Source organism: Photobacterium leiognathi, from assembly GCF_030685535.1.
GTDB classification, from domain to species: Bacteria; Pseudomonadota; Gammaproteobacteria; order Enterobacterales; family Vibrionaceae; genus Photobacterium; species Photobacterium leiognathi.
On the sequence record NZ_CP131601.1, the window covers coordinates 664,707 to 681,236 of the forward strand.

General features: G+C 42.3%; 14 protein-coding genes, 2 tRNA genes and 1 pseudogene. 10 read left to right on the plus strand and 7 right to left on the minus strand.

Translation table 11 applies throughout. From position 1 onward, the window contains the following. Positions 1-64 precede the first annotated feature (64 nt). From Q7674_RS10110 to Q7674_RS10125, 4 genes are all read left to right on the plus strand, one after another. Positions 65-141, plus strand: a tRNA-Asp gene (locus Q7674_RS10110). 36 nt (positions 142-177) lie between these two features. Next, positions 178-254 (plus strand) — tRNA-Trp (locus Q7674_RS10115). Between the two features lie 535 nt (positions 255-789). After that, positions 790-1,125, plus strand: a complete 336-nt coding sequence (locus tag Q7674_RS10120; RefSeq protein ID WP_008986258.1) for a DUF1904 domain-containing protein — start codon at positions 790-792, stop codon at positions 1,123-1,125. A gap of 102 nt (positions 1,126-1,227) precedes the next feature. Next, on the plus strand, positions 1,228-2,091 hold the full coding sequence (locus Q7674_RS10125) for an endonuclease/exonuclease/phosphatase family protein (RefSeq protein ID WP_008986259.1): 864 nt from the start codon (positions 1,228-1,230) through the stop codon (positions 2,089-2,091). A 33-nt stretch (positions 2,092-2,124) separates the two neighbouring features. On the opposite strand, the gene Q7674_RS10130 is transcribed toward Q7674_RS10125, so the two are convergent. From Q7674_RS10130 to gloB, 3 genes are all read right to left on the minus strand, one after another. Then, a complete protein-coding gene (locus tag Q7674_RS10130; protein ID WP_305423665.1) occupies positions 2,125-2,790 on the minus strand; it encodes a YIP1 family protein in 666 nt (221 codons plus the stop codon). Then, entirely contained in the window at positions 2,787-4,349 is a 1,563-nt protein-coding gene (locus Q7674_RS10135; RefSeq protein ID WP_045064994.1) for a LysM peptidoglycan-binding domain-containing protein, read from the minus strand. The genes Q7674_RS10130 and Q7674_RS10135 overlap by 4 nt, the downstream gene beginning before the upstream one ends. Before the next feature lie 71 nt (positions 4,350-4,420). Continuing rightward, on the minus strand, positions 4,421-5,179 hold the full coding sequence (gene gloB, locus Q7674_RS10140) for a hydroxyacylglutathione hydrolase (protein ID WP_305423668.1): 759 nt from the start codon (positions 5,177-5,179) through the stop codon (positions 4,421-4,423). Between the two features lie 43 nt (positions 5,180-5,222). Here gloB and Q7674_RS10145 point away from each other — a divergent pair, with 43 nt between their 5' ends. Beyond that, the gene (locus Q7674_RS10145; RefSeq protein ID WP_008986263.1) at positions 5,223-5,972 is read left to right on the plus strand and encodes a methyltransferase domain-containing protein; all 750 of its coding nucleotides are present in this window, start codon (positions 5,223-5,225) and stop codon (positions 5,970-5,972) included. Positions 5,973-5,980: 8 nt separating this feature from the next. On the opposite strand, the gene rnhA is transcribed toward Q7674_RS10145, so the two are convergent. Next, the gene (rnhA, locus tag Q7674_RS10150) at positions 5,981-6,445 is read right to left on the minus strand and encodes a ribonuclease HI (RefSeq protein WP_008986264.1); all 465 of its coding nucleotides are present in this window, start codon (positions 6,443-6,445) and stop codon (positions 5,981-5,983) included. Positions 6,446-6,496: 51 nt separating this feature from the next. Here rnhA and dnaQ point away from each other — a divergent pair, with 51 nt between their 5' ends. Both dnaQ and Q7674_RS10160 read left to right on the plus strand, forming a co-directional pair. After that, complete coding sequence (gene dnaQ / locus Q7674_RS10155; protein WP_305423670.1) at positions 6,497-7,222, plus strand: DNA polymerase III subunit epsilon; 726 nt, start codon at positions 6,497-6,499, stop codon at positions 7,220-7,222. Positions 7,223-7,229: 7 nt separating this feature from the next. Continuing rightward, a complete protein-coding gene (locus Q7674_RS10160) occupies positions 7,230-8,468 on the plus strand; it encodes a TIGR03503 family protein (protein ID WP_045064998.1) in 1,239 nt (412 codons plus the stop codon). A 91-nt stretch (positions 8,469-8,559) separates the two neighbouring features. On the opposite strand, the pseudogene fadE reads toward Q7674_RS10160, so the two are convergent. After that, a pseudogene (gene fadE, locus Q7674_RS10165) lies at positions 8,560-11,017 on the minus strand (acyl-CoA dehydrogenase FadE). A 504-nt stretch (positions 11,018-11,521) separates the two neighbouring features. Between fadE and dauA the strand changes: the two are divergent. The 3 genes from dauA to Q7674_RS10180 all read left to right on the plus strand — a co-directional run bounded on the left by dauA (position 11,522) and on the right by Q7674_RS10180 (position 14,749). After that, on the plus strand, positions 11,522-13,213 hold the full coding sequence (gene dauA / locus Q7674_RS10170; RefSeq protein WP_045065001.1) for a C4-dicarboxylic acid transporter DauA: 1,692 nt from the start codon (positions 11,522-11,524) through the stop codon (positions 13,211-13,213). Between the two features lie 99 nt (positions 13,214-13,312). After that, positions 13,313-13,894 (plus strand): D-sedoheptulose 7-phosphate isomerase, encoded by a 582-nt coding sequence (lpcA, locus tag Q7674_RS10175; protein WP_023933349.1) that lies wholly within the window; start codon positions 13,313-13,315, stop codon positions 13,892-13,894. A gap of 63 nt (positions 13,895-13,957) precedes the next feature. Continuing rightward, a complete protein-coding gene (locus Q7674_RS10180; RefSeq protein WP_305423674.1) occupies positions 13,958-14,749 on the plus strand; it encodes a class II glutamine amidotransferase in 792 nt (263 codons plus the stop codon). Between the two features lie 79 nt (positions 14,750-14,828). Here the strand turns inward: Q7674_RS10180 and purN are convergent, their stop codons facing one another. Both purN and purM read right to left on the minus strand, forming a co-directional pair. Then, positions 14,829-15,470, minus strand: a complete 642-nt coding sequence (gene purN, locus Q7674_RS10185; protein ID WP_023933347.1) for a phosphoribosylglycinamide formyltransferase — start codon at positions 15,468-15,470, stop codon at positions 14,829-14,831. A gap of 4 nt (positions 15,471-15,474) precedes the next feature. After that, entirely contained in the window at positions 15,475-16,515 is a 1,041-nt protein-coding gene (gene purM / locus Q7674_RS10190; protein WP_023933346.1) for a phosphoribosylformylglycinamidine cyclo-ligase, read from the minus strand. Positions 16,516-16,530: the final 15 nt, after the last annotated feature.

Consider the following 16,530-nt stretch of genomic DNA (forward strand, 5'->3'; position numbering starts at 1 on the left):
AAAAAGATAAGATACTTGTTCTGAACGACAGGTGTCGGATAAAACGAAAGTTTTATCTCCGTGTGGAGCGGTAGTTCAGTTGGTTAGAATACCGGCCTGTCACGCCGGGGGTCGCGGGTTCGAGTCCCGTCCGCTCCGCCACTTTATTTGAGCGTCGTCTCGTTAAACACGAACTACAGGGGTGTAGCTCCAATTGGCAGAGCAGCGGATTCCAAATCCGCGTGTTGGGAGTTCGAATCTCTCCACCCCTGCCATATTCGAAAGCCTCGTCAGAAATGACGAGGCTTTTTTACATTTGTATTTCAGTAATAACTAGCTGATTTTGCTGTATTTAGTGCTATCGCATGTTGGGAGCTGGATCGCCAGCCCGGTCGAATCTCTCTACCTCTGCCATATTCGAAAGCCTCGTCAGAGATGACGAGGCTTTTTTGCATTTGTATTTCAGTAATAACTAGCTGATTTTGCTGTATTTAATGCCATCGCATGTTGGGAGCTGGATCACCAGCCCGGCCGAATCCCCGGAGTGCCTACCCAGTCCCCCTTGCTATATTCAAAAGCCACGTCAGAAATACCGATGTTTTTTGTATTTTTATTTAAGAAAAAGAACAGGGTTGTTATCCACCTATCGAGTTTGCATAGTTATTTTTCTTCTCTGTTATGGTGATGAAAAACTAAAGGTATATGATCATGGATGATGAGATTGACGGAGTACTAACAATTAACTGTCGAGCTTAGGCTATGTTAAGTGGTAATCTAGTTCAGCTAACTTTAACTCATTAAGGATACTTTATGCCTCATCTTCGTTTTCGTGCTGTTGAATTTGATACGGTAAAAGCACTATCAACGGAATTAGTTGATGATTTACAGCCGTTAATGTCATGTCCTCGAGAAGATTTTACACTAGAGCACATTCCAGCTTCATTTATCTTCGATGGCGAAGTATCAGATGCTTACCCGTTTGTTGAAGTATTATGGTTTGATCGTGGGCAAGAGACGCAAGATAAAGTCGCTGCTGTAATTACGGCTGCTGTTCGTAAAGCGGTAGATAATGCAGATCAAGATGTGGCCGTGATTTTCACCGCGTTAACAGCAACTGCTTATTACGATAATGGACAGCATTACTGATCCTTTTCTCCTCAAACAGGCAATGTCACGTTTTTAATTCTTCACTTTCTTATTTGGTCAGCTCATTTCTGATGAGCTGACTTGCTCTGTTTAAGGGTTAATATGGCACGTTACACAAAAACAAAACTGGTTGCTGGTGTCGGAGTTGTTGCTGGTGCTTTAGGCTTAGGTGCGTTTAACGCATCATTTGATATATCCACTCAGCCAGATGTCACCAATGAGGTTTTTGCTCCTCATTTTTCATACCGTTGTATGGAAAGCGTCATAGCACCACCATTAGATATTGATGGTGAGTTAACAGTGGCAGTTTGGAATATTTATAAGCAACAGCGCAGTAATTGGCGTAGCGCATTAGAGCAGTATGCGCACGGAACGGATTTAGTCTTATTGCAAGAAGCGAGCTTAAATACGGATTTAAAATCTTATTTAGATGCTAATAGCTGGACGGTGAGAATGGCCAATGCGTTTCGCTTTCTTGATACGCCAGCAGGTGTAATGAATTTATCGCGTGTTGATGCAAAGCAAACCTGTGCTTATTTAGCGATGGAGCCTTGGCTTCGTTTGCCAAAATCAGCATTGCTGTCTGAATTTTCATTATCTAATGGGCAAACATTGGCTGTGGTGAATTTACACGGGGTGAATTTTGCGTTGGGATTGGATGAATATAAAGCGCAGCTTAATAGCTTAAAGTCAGTATTATCAAAACATACTGGACCAATTATTTTGGCGGGGGATTTTAATACTTGGCGTCAAGGCAGGATCAAAGTATTGAAGTCATTTGCCCATTCATTAGGCTTAAAAGAAGTCAGTTTTGCAGAAGATCAACGTATTCGAGTATTAGGTAAGCCGTTGGATCACTTGTATTATCGTGATTTAAGGCTAGTGACATCAGAAGCACCACGAACGGATGCTTCTGATCATAATCCACTATTAGCAACGTTTAGATTAAATCACTCATCACATTAGCTTGTTGTGTTAGGCCACAAGGATCAAAAGTGACTAAACAATCAGTGTTAAAATCCAAGGCAGTACAGCAATAATGATGGCTTGAGAGCGATCAAAGTCTGTCCAAGCACCTACAGCGGCATAAGTTAATGCGATATACCATGGTGCAAGTAGCGGAATGGTGGTTGCAAACGGCGCCCAAGGATTATTTAACGGCAGCTTTAATAACCCATTAATACTGTTTAAATCAGCGGCATTCGGCAGAATATTGGCATGATTAAAGAGAACGTTAATGTAACTCGCAATATCGCCAATAAATGCAGGTAGCATGATAAAACAAGATGCAGCTAACCATTTACCATAGCTATGCTGATATTGGCTGCCCTTCGTTGCCATTTTTAGCCATAACGCTAATAGAAAAATGACTGCCGTTCTACCAATAAAATCACTAAAGACTTCACCTGCTAATAGCACTTCCTTTGTTAGCCATGCTTGTTTAACTTCTTCGTTAACAGTACCTAATTGGCTTTGCATCGCTTGTTGTAACCAAGCGAGATCTACGTGATTAAAATACCCACCCCAAAAGATAAATGAGCCAAGAATAATGATCAGATAGGGTAAGAACGCCCATTTAGGACGTTCATAAACCGCTGCAAAACAATCAATCGGTGAGCGGAAAAGATCAACGAGAGCAATTAATGGATTTTTCGAGGGTGTCATGCTTTAACCTTGCTGGTATCTATGATCAATTTGAGTGTTTGGCCTTGTTTTAGATACTTTTTATTATCGAGATTATTCCATTTTACTATTTGTTTTACTGTAACTTTGTGGCGTTGAGCAATAACACTTAAGCTGTCACCTCTTTTCACTTTATAGCTAATCGTTTTTGATTTATTCGTCGGCTTGATATTACTTTTTGCCGAAGAAATCGTACTGACTTTTAGCTTTTGACCTAAGCGTAATGTAGCTTTCGTTGATAGCTTGTTCGCTTTTGCAAGCGAGCTAACTGAAGTATTGTACTGACGAGCAATTGCCCACAAAGTATCACCCGGGCCCACGATATGATGGGTCTGTTTTATTGCCGTACGGTGCTGAACGTTAACCAGAGAGGTTGACGACGATGGCACTTTTAATTTTTGACCAATACGGATATGACTGCTCTTTAGGTGGTTTACTTGTTTAAGCGCAGCCACACTGGTGTTATGACGTTCTGCAATCACACCTAAGCTATCACCTGACTTAACAGTATAGGTCGTTGTCAGTGTGCTTAATGATTTACGTTTGTTATTGGCAAATGCACGATTAAATTCATTAACGTGATTAATCGGTAGCAGTAAGTGATTTAAACCGTTAGGAGCGGTAACACCACGACGATAAGCAGGGTTTAGATTTTTAATTTCAGCGGTACTGATACCTGCAAATTTAGCCGCAATATCTAAATCCATTTGAGTCTTGGGTTTGACGAGCGCAACAGCAGGTTTATTACTGATTGCTGGCAAGTGCAAGTCATACTTGTTTTGGTGTTTGATGATGTCTGCAACAGCATACAGTTTTGGTACATAGCTGCTGGTTTCTTGGGGTAAATCTAGCGACCAGTAATCCGTTGGTTTGCCGAGAGCTTTATTTTTCTTAATCGCACTAAATACACGACCTTCACCAGTATTGTAGGCAGCTAAAGCATATTGCCAATTACCATCGAACTTCTTGTTTAAGTAAGTTAGTAGGTCTAATGCAGCCTCTGTAGATTTAATAATATCGCGGCGACCGTCGTACCAGCTATTTTGTTTTAAGCCAAAACGGCGACCTGTATCAGGAATGATTTGCCAAAGACCAGCAGCGGCACTGCTTGAGTAGGCATTAGTATCAAATGAGCTTTCTACAATAGGAAGAAGGGCGATTTCTAAAGGCAAGCCACGTTTCTCAACCTGCTCTGTGATGTAGTACAGAAACGGTTGGGCGCGTTCGGCAATGATTTCTAAGTTACGAGGGTGTTTTAAGTACCAGTTGCGGTAGTAACGGATACGTTTGTTATTAGGGATAGGGGTATCGATTTGCATAGCAATGCGATCCCAGACATCTTTTTGCTGCTGAGGTGTGATTTTTTTAACCTCAGTGACCTCCTCGCTTGGCTGAGTTTCAAATAAAGGAGGAAGTGTTACTGTTGCAGGCTTTTCAACGACAGTACTCGTATCGTTAGTATCGGCTTTTTGGGTAGGAGGCTGTGTAGTTTCACAGCCTACAAGCAAAAGCACGCTTGCTAATAGAATTCGTGATTTCATGACAGTCGTCTTTTTATAAAGTGGCTGGAGATAATACTTGTCCAACCACCTTAGTGACAAGACTTCGTCAATTAAAACTTATCCTTCCAACGTCGAAGTGCTGCGAATGTCTCAAGATCAGAGTCGTCATACGCTTTGTCTGCGACAGAACGTTTGATGCTTGGCTGATCACAACGAAGAAATGGATTGATCAGTTTTTCTAAGCTTAATGTTGATGGCAGCGTGCTTTCACCGTTTGCGCGAAGACGGATAACGTTATCGCGATATTTCTGCAAATGTGGGTTGTCTTGCTCGGCTACAAGGGCAAAAGAAAGGTTGCTTGCGGTGTATTCATGGGCACAAAAAACTTCTGTTTCGTCAGGAAGAGCTGCAATTTTTTGTAGTGAGTCGAACATTTGGGCAGGTGTGCCTTCAAATAAGCGACCACAGCCTGCTGAGAAAAGTGTGTCACCACAAAATAGTTTCTCATCTCCCACGTATACAACGTGTCCTAGTGTATGACCTGGTACGCTCATGACCATAAAGCGCTCACCGAAAATGTCGACTTGGTCGCCATCTTCGACAGGTTGGGTGATACCTGGAATTGGCTCGCTCGCAGGACCGACTACTTTGATAGTTGGGAAACGACGTTTTAGCTCGCTGATCCCACCGATGTGATCAGAGTGATGGTGGGTGATAAGAATGGCGTCCAGCGTAAGATTATTTTTTTCTAGTGCTTCAAAAACCGATGTTGCATCGCCCGGATCGACGACAACACAATGATTTTCTTTGTTTTGAATGAGCCAGATGTAATTGTCATTAAATGCGGGTATGCTTTTAACTGTTAGCATGAATTTCTTCTCCAGCCTTATTCAGGTGTTGAGCAGTACTATTATGAAGCCAGCGCGTACAGTAACACATATCGAAGTGCCTTATTCATGGTCTGATGTGACCAATGGAGAATGGGTGGCACAGTTATTACAAGCTCGAATCGATGAGTGGTGTCCGAAGCTGTTTGGTTACCATATGTTAAAGCTTGGTGGCTTAAGTGCAGAGCTGACCAGTGGTCATTGTAATATCCAGCATCAAATTAGTGTAGATAAATTCAGTACTTATCGTAACGTAGAAGCTGAATCTTTTGAATTACCTTTTATTGAGAAGTCATTTGATGCCTGTTTGCTTATTCATCAGCTTGATTATTCATCCGATCCCCATCGCTTGTTACGTGAAATAGATAGAGTAATGGTTGATGATGGCTATTTATTGCTAAGTGGTAATAATCCATTGAGTATTAATGGTATTTGCGGACTGTTACCGTGGAATCGTAACAAAGCACCTTGGAATGGTCGGATGTATTTATCGTCACGGGTAATGGATTGGTTAGGGCTGCTTAATTACGAAGTTATTTATCACGAAACATTTGCTGTTCTGCCTGCAACCCGCCATTTAGCTTGTTCTGCTTGGTTAGAAAACATCCTATCAGAGCCATTATCTGCAATTGGCAGCATGTATTTTATTGTTGCTAGAAAGCGCACATTCCCATTAAAGCCAATAAAACCGAAATGGAAAGTGAGGCGTCAGTTGGCTCCGTTACAAGTGAATTGTCGTACCGAAGCCAGAAGTGAAGCAGCAAAGCAAAAGTAGTTGCTAAATCAGCTTGCTTGATAGCCTTCGTCAGTGTGATTGGGAGATTCCGCAGCAGCTCTTGCAAGATCATCACAACGTTCATTTTCAGGGTGTCCAGCATGCCCTTTAACCCAATGCCATTGTACTTGGTGGCGTTGGGTCTCTGTATCTAACCGTTGCCATAAATCCGCATTCTTAACTGGTTTCTTATCTGCCGTTTGCCAACCACGTTTTTTCCAATTATGGATCCATTGGGTAATTCCTTGGCGTACATATTGGCTATCAGTGGTAAGATCAACGCGACAAGATTCTTTTAGGCTTGCAAGCCCTTCAATGGCAGCAAGTAGCTCCATACGATTATTTGTTGTCATGAAAAAGCCGTCGCTGAGCTCTTTTTCATGTTGTTTGTATCTCAGTACCGCGCCATAGCCACCAGGGCCTGGATTTCCTAAACAAGAACCATCTGTGAAAATTTCTACCTGCTTCATCATATTTGGTAGTATTGCCCTAGATAAAAACTTAAGTCTGACACATAAGCCACTATGAAAGCCACTAACCAACGCATTATTGTATTCGATACAGAAACCACAGGTATGAATATGAGCGGCCCGCATTACGAAGGCCATCGTATTATTGAAATTGGTGCGGTTGAAATCATCAACCGTAAATTGACCGATAACACTTTCCACGTTTACATCAAACCAGATCGTCCTATCGATCCTGAGGCAATTGATGTTCACGGTATTACTGATGAATTCTTAGTCGGTAAACCGAGTTACGCTGAGATCCACCAAGAGTTTATTGATTTCATCGATGGCGCAGAGCTTGTCGCTCACAACGCGTCGTTCGATATCGGTTTTATGGATTATGAATTCCATTTAATGGGCTCTGATCTTAAGAAGACCGAAGATATCTGTAAGGTGACCGATACCTTGGAAATGGCAAAACGCTTGTTCCCTGGTAAACGCAATAACCTTGATATTTTATGTTCTCGTTATGGCATAGATAACTCTCACCGAACGCTGCACGGCGCTTTGCTTGATGCCGAGATCCTGGCTGACGTTTACTTAATGATGACTGGTGGTCAAACATCATTAAAGTTAAGTAGCGACAGTGAAGGTGATAGCGATACCGAATTTGCAATTAAGCGTTTAACGGGGGATCGAAAAGGATTAAAGGTTATCCTTGCTGCTGCCGATGAACTAACTGCACATGAAGAAAGGCTTGATTTGATCGGTAAAAAAGCTGACGTTCTTTGGCGTCTGTAGGAGAGTTATGCTAAAGCGGTTATGGATATGTTCGGCTGTTTGGCCGTTGTTTGCTTGGGCGCAAGGCAATGATCAAATGACGTGGCTTGATAACCGCTTTCGTGTTGATCCTACTATTAAACAAGTCTCGTTCATGGTTAAACGTGAAGAGCCAAGTCGTCCTGTTATTTTAGTTGCCCCTGATGGCTCGAAATATTATTCAAGCCGCCATCCGAAAAATGTGTCTTGGTACTCTGAAGACGATCTCGATATTATTTCTATTGATTCACCAATGGCTGGACCTTGGCAAGCTATTGGGCGGGTATCGCAAGATAATCGTATTACTTTGCTGTCGAATCTTCGCTTAACGGCTGATACGTTACCGCAAAATTTATATCAATCCGAAGTTCTGAAATTCTCAGCTCAGTTATTACAAAACGAACAACCGTTAACGGTTCGTGACTTTTTGGAACGAGTGAAATTGCGGATTTTGTTTTATCCGTTCATTGCTGATGAGCAGGTGTTGCCTAACAATATGCAGCCAGAGCCGACAGTGATTGGTGATTTTGCAGATGACGGACAAGATCGCGATGAAAAAGCTGGAGACGGTATTTTTACTCTATCACTACCTGTTGATGTTGAGCCGGGTAAATACCGTGTTGTGATCAAATCGATGAATGGGGTGTTCTCACGGGCGTTAGAGCAGGAAGTGTTGGTTTATCCTAAGCCTTTTTCTGCAACCTTAATTAAAAGTCATAATGCACAAGATCCTCATCAGCTGGTGGTGTTACCTCAAGATGATGCGCTAGTGGTTGGCTCTTTGGCTTCTTACATCCAATATTCATCACCTAAGAATAAACAACAGATCATTCAACAACGCGCATTACCGACTGAAAATGAGCTATCTATTGCATTACCTAATGATGATATGACAGGGAAATATGCATGGAGTGGCTGGGTGTATGGGACAGACAGATTGCATCAACGAGAGCTGATTTTCCCATTAGTAAAAAGCCATTTTGCCGCTGTAAAGAATATTCGAGCTGAAAATCATGTCGTTGATCAGGCTGCAATAGAAGCGGAAAAACAACGCCAGCAAATTTTGCATGATATTGAGCAGCAGAAGCAATCTCGCGAGAAAACCATACGTATTATGATCATGGGGAATATTGCGATTATTTTCTTTATTGTTGGCAGTATTTTGGGATGGAGAATGTTCAAAAAACGCCGCAAAGAAAAACAGGATGAGCTAGTGTTGCCATCGTAATGGGGTAACTGTATTTCGTTAAATAGTAAAATGAACATAAAAAGGGAGGCAATGAGCCTCCCTTTGTTTTAGTTACTGTAAGGTTCAATATCTATGCGGCGTTATTAATGGATCGCTTTGGGTTAGTATTTGACTTTGCTGCAAGCTCTTCAGGCTCAAAGTCATCAACATTGATGGTGCGCAGACGACCACGTTCGGCTCGGCGTAGTAGTTCAGCTTCAGCGTGTTCAAGTACATCTAGCTCCAATCCTTTGTCTGCCACTTTTCCTAATTGCATAAATGGCAGTTTTTCATTGGCAGCTTTACAAACACGATCATAAAGAGGCTCTGCCGCTAAGATATCTTTAAGAGCGGTTTCCATCATACCGACAGGGTTATGCTCTGTTGCTTCAAGGTATTGACCACGACCTAAACGTTCGCGTGTTGCTGATGGTGTTTGTGCTAAACGTGCTACCGTATGATCTAAATTATCATTAGGTTTAATTCGACGCTGTCCAAGCGGGAATAAGACAACACGTAGTGCGCCCGCAATGAATTTATTTGGGAAGTTTTTCAAGAACCCATCTAATGCCTTCTCTGTTTGGTAGAGTGAGTCTTGTAATCCCCAATGCACTAGCGGCAAGTCTTGTGTTTGATAGCCTTCATCTGCATAGCGTTTAAGCGTAGCTGATGACAAATAGAGTTGGCTTAACACGTCACCAAGGCGGGCGGATAAACGCTCTTTACGTTTGAGTGAGCCACCAAGTACTGCCATCGAAATATCAGCAAGCAGAGCAAGGTTAGCACTGTAACGGTTAAGTTGTTGGTAGTAACGAGCAGTTTTATCTTTACGTGGTGCTGTCGAGCCGTAGCCATCGGTAATGCCTAGCCAGAAAGAACGTACCATGTTACTGATAACAAAACCGATATGGGCAAAGACGGCTTTATTAAAGCTATCTAATGCTTGTTGTGGATCATCGTTATAAGCGGCATTCATTTCTTCTAATACATAAGGGTGACAGCGGATCGCCCCTTGTCCAAAGATGATCATTGAACGAGTGAGAATATTCGCTCCCTCAACAGTAACGGCAATAGGCGCACCTTGATAGCCACGGGCTAAAAAGTTACTTGGCCCCATACAGATCCCTTTACCACCAGCAATATCCATTGCATCAATCACACCGCGTTGGCTTCGATGAGTACAGTGGTATTTCACGATGGCAGAAATCACTGAGGGTTTTTCACCTAAATCAATACCTGCCACCGTTAACGTGCTTGCAGCATCAAGCACATAAGCATTACCAACAATACGAGCAAGTGGCTCTTCAATACCTTCCATTTTACCGATTGGCATTTTAAATTGACGACGAATACGAGCATAAGCACCAGTAGCTATGGCTGCGGTTTTTAAGCCGCCCGTCGCGTTAGATGGTAGGGTAATACCACGACCAACCGATAGACATTCAACCAACATACGCCAGCCTTGTCCTGCCATCTCTTGACCACCAATGATGAAGTCGATAGGTACAAAGATCTTATTACCTTTAGTCGGTCCATTTTGGAATGGCACATTAAGAGGGAAGTGACGACGGCCAATTTCCACGCCTTTAAGATCAGTTGGGATCAACGCACAAGTAATACCAAGATCTTCTTGATCACCGAGTAGGTGTTCAGGATCAGAGAGTTTAAAAGCAAGGCCAAGTACTGTCGCAACAGGGGCTAGGGTGATGTAACGCTTATTCCACGTTAACTCCATACCAAGTACTTCTTCACCTTGCCAGATGCCTTTTTTGACAATACCAAAATCAGGGATTGAGCCAGCATCTGAGCCTGCTTCTGGACTGGTTAGGGCAAAACACGGGATCTCTTTACCTTCAGCTAAACGAGGTAGGTAGTAGTCTTTTTGCTCTTCAGTACCATAGTGTTGCAGTAATTCACCTGGACCTAATGAATTAGGCACACCAACGGTTGATGATAGTACACCTGACACACTTGGTTAGTTTTTGAAGCACTAGCGATTGTGCATAAGCTGAAAACTCTAAACCGCCATATTGCTTTTTGATGATCATGGCGAAGAACTTATTGTCTTTTAGATACTGCCAGACTTCAGGGGGCAGATCGGCAAGCTCATGGGTAACTTGAAAGTCATTAACCATACGGCAGACTTCATTAACAGGACCATCTAAGAAGGCTTGCTCTTCTGCTGATAATGTAGGGGCTGGAATGTTGTGGAGTTTTTTCCAATCAGGATCACCGCTAAATAAATCGGCTTCCCACCACACAGTACAAGCATCAATGGCTTCTTTCTCTGTGCTCGACATTTCTGGCATGACACCTTTGAATGCCTTGAGTGCAGGCTTACTGAGGTATTTTTTTCGAATAAAAGGAGTATTAAGAGGGATCGCAATCGCTGCAAAAACTATCCAGCTAAATATACTGGTTATCGATAATGCACTACCAACAGCTAAAGCTGCGGCAATTATTACGGTAAATGTTTTAAGCGATGCGCGATTATACGCCAAGATGCAGATAGCACCGATCAAGCCAATGACATACGCAAGCGTAACCATAATGATTCTCCTTAATCTGTGTAGCAATACTGTTTACACATAATCAGGAATAGTTAAGCGATACCTGACTTCATTATGGGGAGTTCAGTACTTTGCTACGCATTCTCTTATATTATTGTAGGGTAATTATTATTTAAGGTAAGAGGTCTTACCACTTAATTTTGATTGTAATGTATTTTTTAACAAAATGTAAATTAAATTCTCTCTATGAAAGTAAACTGTTACGTATACAAAATGCGGTAGAGTCAGGTTTTTATTGGGATTGATCGAGATCATCGTGATTATTTTTTTCACTTGCAGATTTTTAGCAGAGCGTTAACATATGCCGTATTGTGATGCTGTTCACGTTATTACAGGTGGTTACACTTTAATCATCGCAGCGGAATAGTATTTCCTTTTGTTGCCTTTCCCGATTCCGACTGACACATGCCCGCCGGACCCCCTACATCGGGTTGACATCAATTCCTGTTTATCAAATGTACGCAAAGTGCAAGAGGTTTTGTTGTGTTGTTATTTCATGCTTTATCACAGGCGTGGAAGGATGGTTATTCCTTCTCTAAATTTCGTGCCGATATTGTATCGGGTATTACTGTAGGTATTGTGGCTATTCCTTTGGGAATGGCATTGGCAATTGCTGTCGGTGTACCACCACAACATGGATTGTATACGGTGATTGTGGCGGGCTTTTTAGCTGCATTATTAGGTGGTTCACGATTTAATATCACAGGTCCAACAGCGGCCTTTGTAGTTATCCTTTTACCGATTACCCAAAAATACGGCTTATCAGGCTTGATGTTGGCGACCATGATGTCGGGGATCATCTTGCTATTAATGGGCGTATTTCGCCTAGGTCAGCTGGTGGCATATGTGCCATATCCAGTAACGACAGGTTTCACGGCGGGTATCGGCTTTGTTATTGCTTTTTTACAGCTTAAAGATTTATTAGGTCTACATATTCAAGGTAGTCCAATCCATTTTCCTGAAAAAGTAATGGCATACGCACACGCAATGCCAACCGCAAACTATGCTGACGCCATAGTGGGTATCGTGACGATTTTTGTCTTTATTGGTTGGGCAAAATTAAAAACACGTATTCCACCACACCTTGTGTCACTGCTTGTCGGTACGATTTTAGCGTTAGCATTAAATAAATTTGGTCCTGAGCATGTTACTTTGCTTGGTGAGAAATTTAGCTACACCATTGGTGATATTGTGGGCCACGGTATTCCACAAGAAGCGCCACAATTTATGGCGTTATGGAAGTCAGATACTTTCAATTGGGCAACCGTGATCGAGTTAATGCCGTCTGCATTAACCATTGCCATGCTTGGTTGTATTGAATCATTACTGTGTGCTGTTGTGGCTGACGGTATGACAAGCAAGAAACATAATCCAAACGCTGAGCTAGTTGGTCAGGGTATTGCGAATATGGTGGTGCCTTTCTTCGGCGGTATTCCAGCAACGGCGGCGATTGCACGTACAGCAACAAATATCCGTTCAGGTGCATTTTCACCGATTTCAGGTATCACTCATGCGCTATTTGTATTAGCAGCGATGATTGTATTAGCACCTGTACTTTCTTATGTTCCAATGAGTGCATTAGCTGGCTTGCTTATCATGGTGGCTTGGAATATGTCTGAAGCACCTCACTTCGTGCATACGTTAAAAGTGGCACCTCGTCGTGATGTCGCTGTATTAATGACTTGTTTCATTCTAACGGTTGCTTTCGATATGGTTGTGGCAGTGATCGTTGGTCTATTATTGGCTGGTGTGCTGTTTATTCAGCGTATTGCAACGTTAACAACGGTGACAATTACCCATGATGAACATCCGCATTTAAACTTTGGTGATGATGTGGTGGTTTATGATATCAATGGTCCGCTGTTCTTTGCTGCGAGCGAGAAAGCGTTTTCTGTGATTGAGCACGCAACCACTGAAACACGTGCAGTAGTGCTTGATTTCAGTGATGTATCAACCATTGATATTACAGCGATTCATGCCTTTGAAACGGCACTCGATCGTTTATCAGAGCTACCAGTATATTTAGTGGGTGTACAATCGCATGTTGAACGTAAGCTCTATCATGCGGGTGTTTTTGACGCTGAGAATGTGCATTTATCGCACTCAGTTGGTCAATTACAGCAAGTTTTAATGATTAATTCTCACAATGGCTCGGTTAAGGAGTCGACACTGTAAGTTATTTGTATGTAAACTGCGAATAACGGTGTATTTAAAACATCAAGCGGGTATTTACCCGCTTGATTTGTATCTAAAGAATAATAGAGAGAATGGCTTATGTATCAGGATTTGATCCGTGCTGAACTAACTGAAGCGGCTGACGTACTAAATCGCTTTTTAAGTGATGATAAAAATATGGCTGATATTGAAGCTGCAGCTAAGCTATTGGCAGATTCTTTCAAGCAGGGCGGTAAAGTGCTGTCTTGTGGTAATGGTGGCTCTCATTGTGATGCAATGCACTTTGCTGAAGAGCTAACAGGTCGTTACCGTGAAAACCGTCCAGGTTACCCTGGTATTGCTATTTCAGATCCAAGCCACTTATCGTGTGTAAGTAACGACTTCGGCTATGATTACGTATTTTCACGCTACTTAGAAGCGGTTGGCGCAAAAGGTGATGTTCTATTTGGTCTGTCTACATCAGGTAACTCGGGCAACATTTTAAAAGCGATTGAAGCGGCAAAAGCGAAAGGCATGAAGACCATCGCTTTAACGGGTAAAGATGGCGGTCAAATGGCGGGTCTAGCAGATGTGGAAATTCGTGTCCCTCATTTTGGTTACGCTGATCGCATTCAAGAAATTCATATTAAAATTATCCATATTTTAATTATGCTAGTTGAAAAAGAAATGGCGGCAGAATAAGCCAAGCTTAACACTGACCGTTGAGAAGTATCGTTAATGAATAACAAAAGGGCATAAAGGAATATGTGTGAATTGCTAGGCATGAGCGCAAATGTGCCAACCGATATTTGTTTTAGTTTTACCGGTTTAATGCAGCGTGGGGGAAATACTAGCCCTCATCGTGATGGTTGGGGTATTACCTTTTATGAAGGTAAAGGCTTTCGTACATTTAAAGATCCAAACCCAAGCTGTCAATCGCGTATTGCTGAACTTGTCCAAGAATACCCAATAAAGAGTCGTGCAGTGGTGAGTCATATTCGCCAAGCCAACCGAGGGGCGGTGAATTTAGAAAACACCCATCCATTTACTCGCGAGTTATGGGGCAATTATTGGACTTTTGCGCATAATGGTCAGTTGACGGGTTATGAGAGCTTAAAGACGGGGCGACACCAAGCGGTAGGTGATACTGACAGTGAGATCGCTTTTTGTTGGTTATTGAATCAATTTGAAACGAAATTTCCAGTACTGCCAGATGATTTGAATCCTGTTTTTAGCTATTTTGCAGAGTGTTGTGATCAGTTACGTCAGCTCGGTGTTTACAATATGTTATTAAGTAATGGTGAGTACGTACTTACCTATTGTACCAATAACTTACATTGGATCACTCGTCGAGCGCCGTTTGGTAAAGCATCTCTTATTGATGAAGATGTCACGATTGATTTTCAGCAAGAAACGACACCTAAAGACGTGGTGACTGTGATTGCTACTCAGCCTTTAACCAATGATGAAAATTGGCACAAAATGGCAACAGGAGAATTTATTGTTTTCCATTTTGGTGAGCCAGTATTTAATCAGCTGGTGGTTGAAGACAAATAGCTGAGTCATTCAGTAATCGATATGACTGAAATGCGATAAGCAGAAAGAGAAAAGGCGATCATCAGATCGCCTTTTGTTTTTATTGGGCAGCGTAGCCTTGTGGGGGAAGGATTTCACCATCAAATACCGCTTTGCCATCGATCATAGTTAAGCGTTTTTCAGCTAACCACTGAGTCACAAGCGGATAAATTGCATGTTCTTGCTTTTGTACCCGAGCCGTCACTTCTTCAACGGTATCATTAGCAAAAATAGGGACTTTTGCTTGAAGAATAACAGGTCCACCATCGAGCTCTTCTGTAACAAAGTGCACGCTAGTACCATGTTCTGTATCGCCTGCATCTATCGCACGTTGATGGGTATTTAATCCTGGGTATTTTGGCAATAAAGAGGGGTGAATGTTTAACATTTTCCCTTTAAAGCGACGGACAAAATCACCGCTTAAAATACGCATAAAACCAGCAAGGATCACCACATCAGGGTTGAATTGCTCAATACGTTCAGCCAAAGCATCATCGTATTGTTCACGGTTGCCATATTGTTTAGGCGCGATATGTATCGCTTCAATATTGGCAGCACGTGCACGCTCTAATCCGTACGCATTCTCTTTATTTGAGATCACAGCAGTAATTTGACTGTTTTTAATTACGCCATTGCTGCATGCGTCAATAATCGCTTGAAGATTACTGCCGCTACCTGAAATAAGGACGACGATATTATTCATGGTATTACTTGATCTCAACTTGCTCTTCGCTCTCTGCAGCATTGGCAATTTCACCTAATAGCCATGCATTTTCGCCTTCAGCATTTAGGATATCAATAGCTTGTTGTGCTTGCGCTTGTGGTAGGGCAATCACTAAGCCTACACCACAGTTGAACGTGCGGTACATTTCGTAAGTTTCTACGTTACCTGCCGTTTGTAGCCAGTTGAAGATAGCAGGCCATTGCCAGCTATCACCATTAACAACAGCTTTTGTGCCTTTTGGTAGCACACGTGGGATATTTTCCCAGAAACCACCGCCAGTTATATGAGAAATCGCGTGAACATCACAGCTTTCCATCATTTTCAGCGTTGATTTTACGTAAATTTTGGTTGGTGTTAACAGGTGATCAGAAAGTGTTTTACCTTCTAATTCTTCGTTTAAGTCAGCGTTTGAAACTTCAATGATCTTACGGATAAGTGAGTAACCGTTTGAGTGAGGACCACTTGAACCAACAGCGATAAGAGCATCACCAGCTGTTACTTTTGAACCATCAATGATATCGGCTTTTTCAACCACACCGACACAGAAACCAGCAACATCGTAATCTTCACCGTGGTACATACCTGGCATCTCAGCCGTTTCACCACCGATCAATGCACAACCTGATTGAATACAGCCTTCACCAATGCCAGTAACAACACTTGCTGCTGTATCGACATCCAGCTTACCTGTCGCGTAGTAATCAAGGAAGAACAAAGGCTCTGCACCTTGAACAATAAGATCGTTAACACACATAGCAACAAGATCGATACCGATAGAATCGTGCTTATTTAAATCCATAGCTAAGCGAAGTTTAGTACCTACGCCATCAGTACCTGATACTAAAACAGGCTCTTTATATTTGGTTGGTAGTGAACAAAGTGCACCAAAACCACCAATTCCCCCCATCACTTCTGGGCGATGCGTACGTTTTACCACCCCTTTAATACGGTCTACTAATGCATTACCAGCATCGATATCAACACCAGCATCTTTGTAACTAAGAGAAGAGTTTTTGTTGCTCACAGATGATCCCTCAAC

What these genes read in the sequence shown, in the direction of transcription:
- Q7674_RS10120 (WP_008986258.1), top strand. Translation starts at nt 790, where the DNA reads ATGCCTCATCTTCGTTTTCGTGCTGTTGAATTTGATACGGTAAAAGCA.
- Q7674_RS10125 (WP_008986259.1), top strand. Translation starts at nt 1,228, where the DNA reads ATGGCACGTTACACAAAAACAAAACTGGTTGCTGGTGTCGGAGTTGTT.
- Q7674_RS10130 (WP_305423665.1), bottom strand. Translation starts at nt 2,790, where the DNA reads ATGACACCCTCGAAAAATCCATTAATTGCTCTCGTTGATCTTTTCCGC.
- Q7674_RS10135 (WP_045064994.1), bottom strand. Translation starts at nt 4,349, where the DNA reads ATGAAATCACGAATTCTATTAGCAAGCGTGCTTTTGCTTGTAGGCTGT.
- gloB (WP_305423668.1), bottom strand. Translation starts at nt 5,179, where the DNA reads ATGCTAACAGTTAAAAGCATACCCGCATTTAATGACAATTACATCTGG.
- Q7674_RS10145 (WP_008986263.1), top strand. Translation starts at nt 5,223, where the DNA reads ATGAAGCCAGCGCGTACAGTAACACATATCGAAGTGCCTTATTCATGG.
- rnhA (WP_008986264.1), bottom strand. Translation starts at nt 6,445, where the DNA reads ATGATGAAGCAGGTAGAAATTTTCACAGATGGTTCTTGTTTAGGAAAT.
- dnaQ (WP_305423670.1), top strand. Translation starts at nt 6,497, where the DNA reads ATGAAAGCCACTAACCAACGCATTATTGTATTCGATACAGAAACCACA.
- Q7674_RS10160 (WP_045064998.1), top strand. Translation starts at nt 7,230, where the DNA reads ATGCTAAAGCGGTTATGGATATGTTCGGCTGTTTGGCCGTTGTTTGCT.
- lpcA (WP_023933349.1), top strand. Translation starts at nt 13,313, where the DNA reads ATGTATCAGGATTTGATCCGTGCTGAACTAACTGAAGCGGCTGACGTA.
- Q7674_RS10180 (WP_305423674.1), top strand. Translation starts at nt 13,958, where the DNA reads ATGTGTGAATTGCTAGGCATGAGCGCAAATGTGCCAACCGATATTTGT.
- purN (WP_023933347.1), bottom strand. Translation starts at nt 15,470, where the DNA reads ATGAATAATATCGTCGTCCTTATTTCAGGTAGCGGCAGTAATCTTCAA.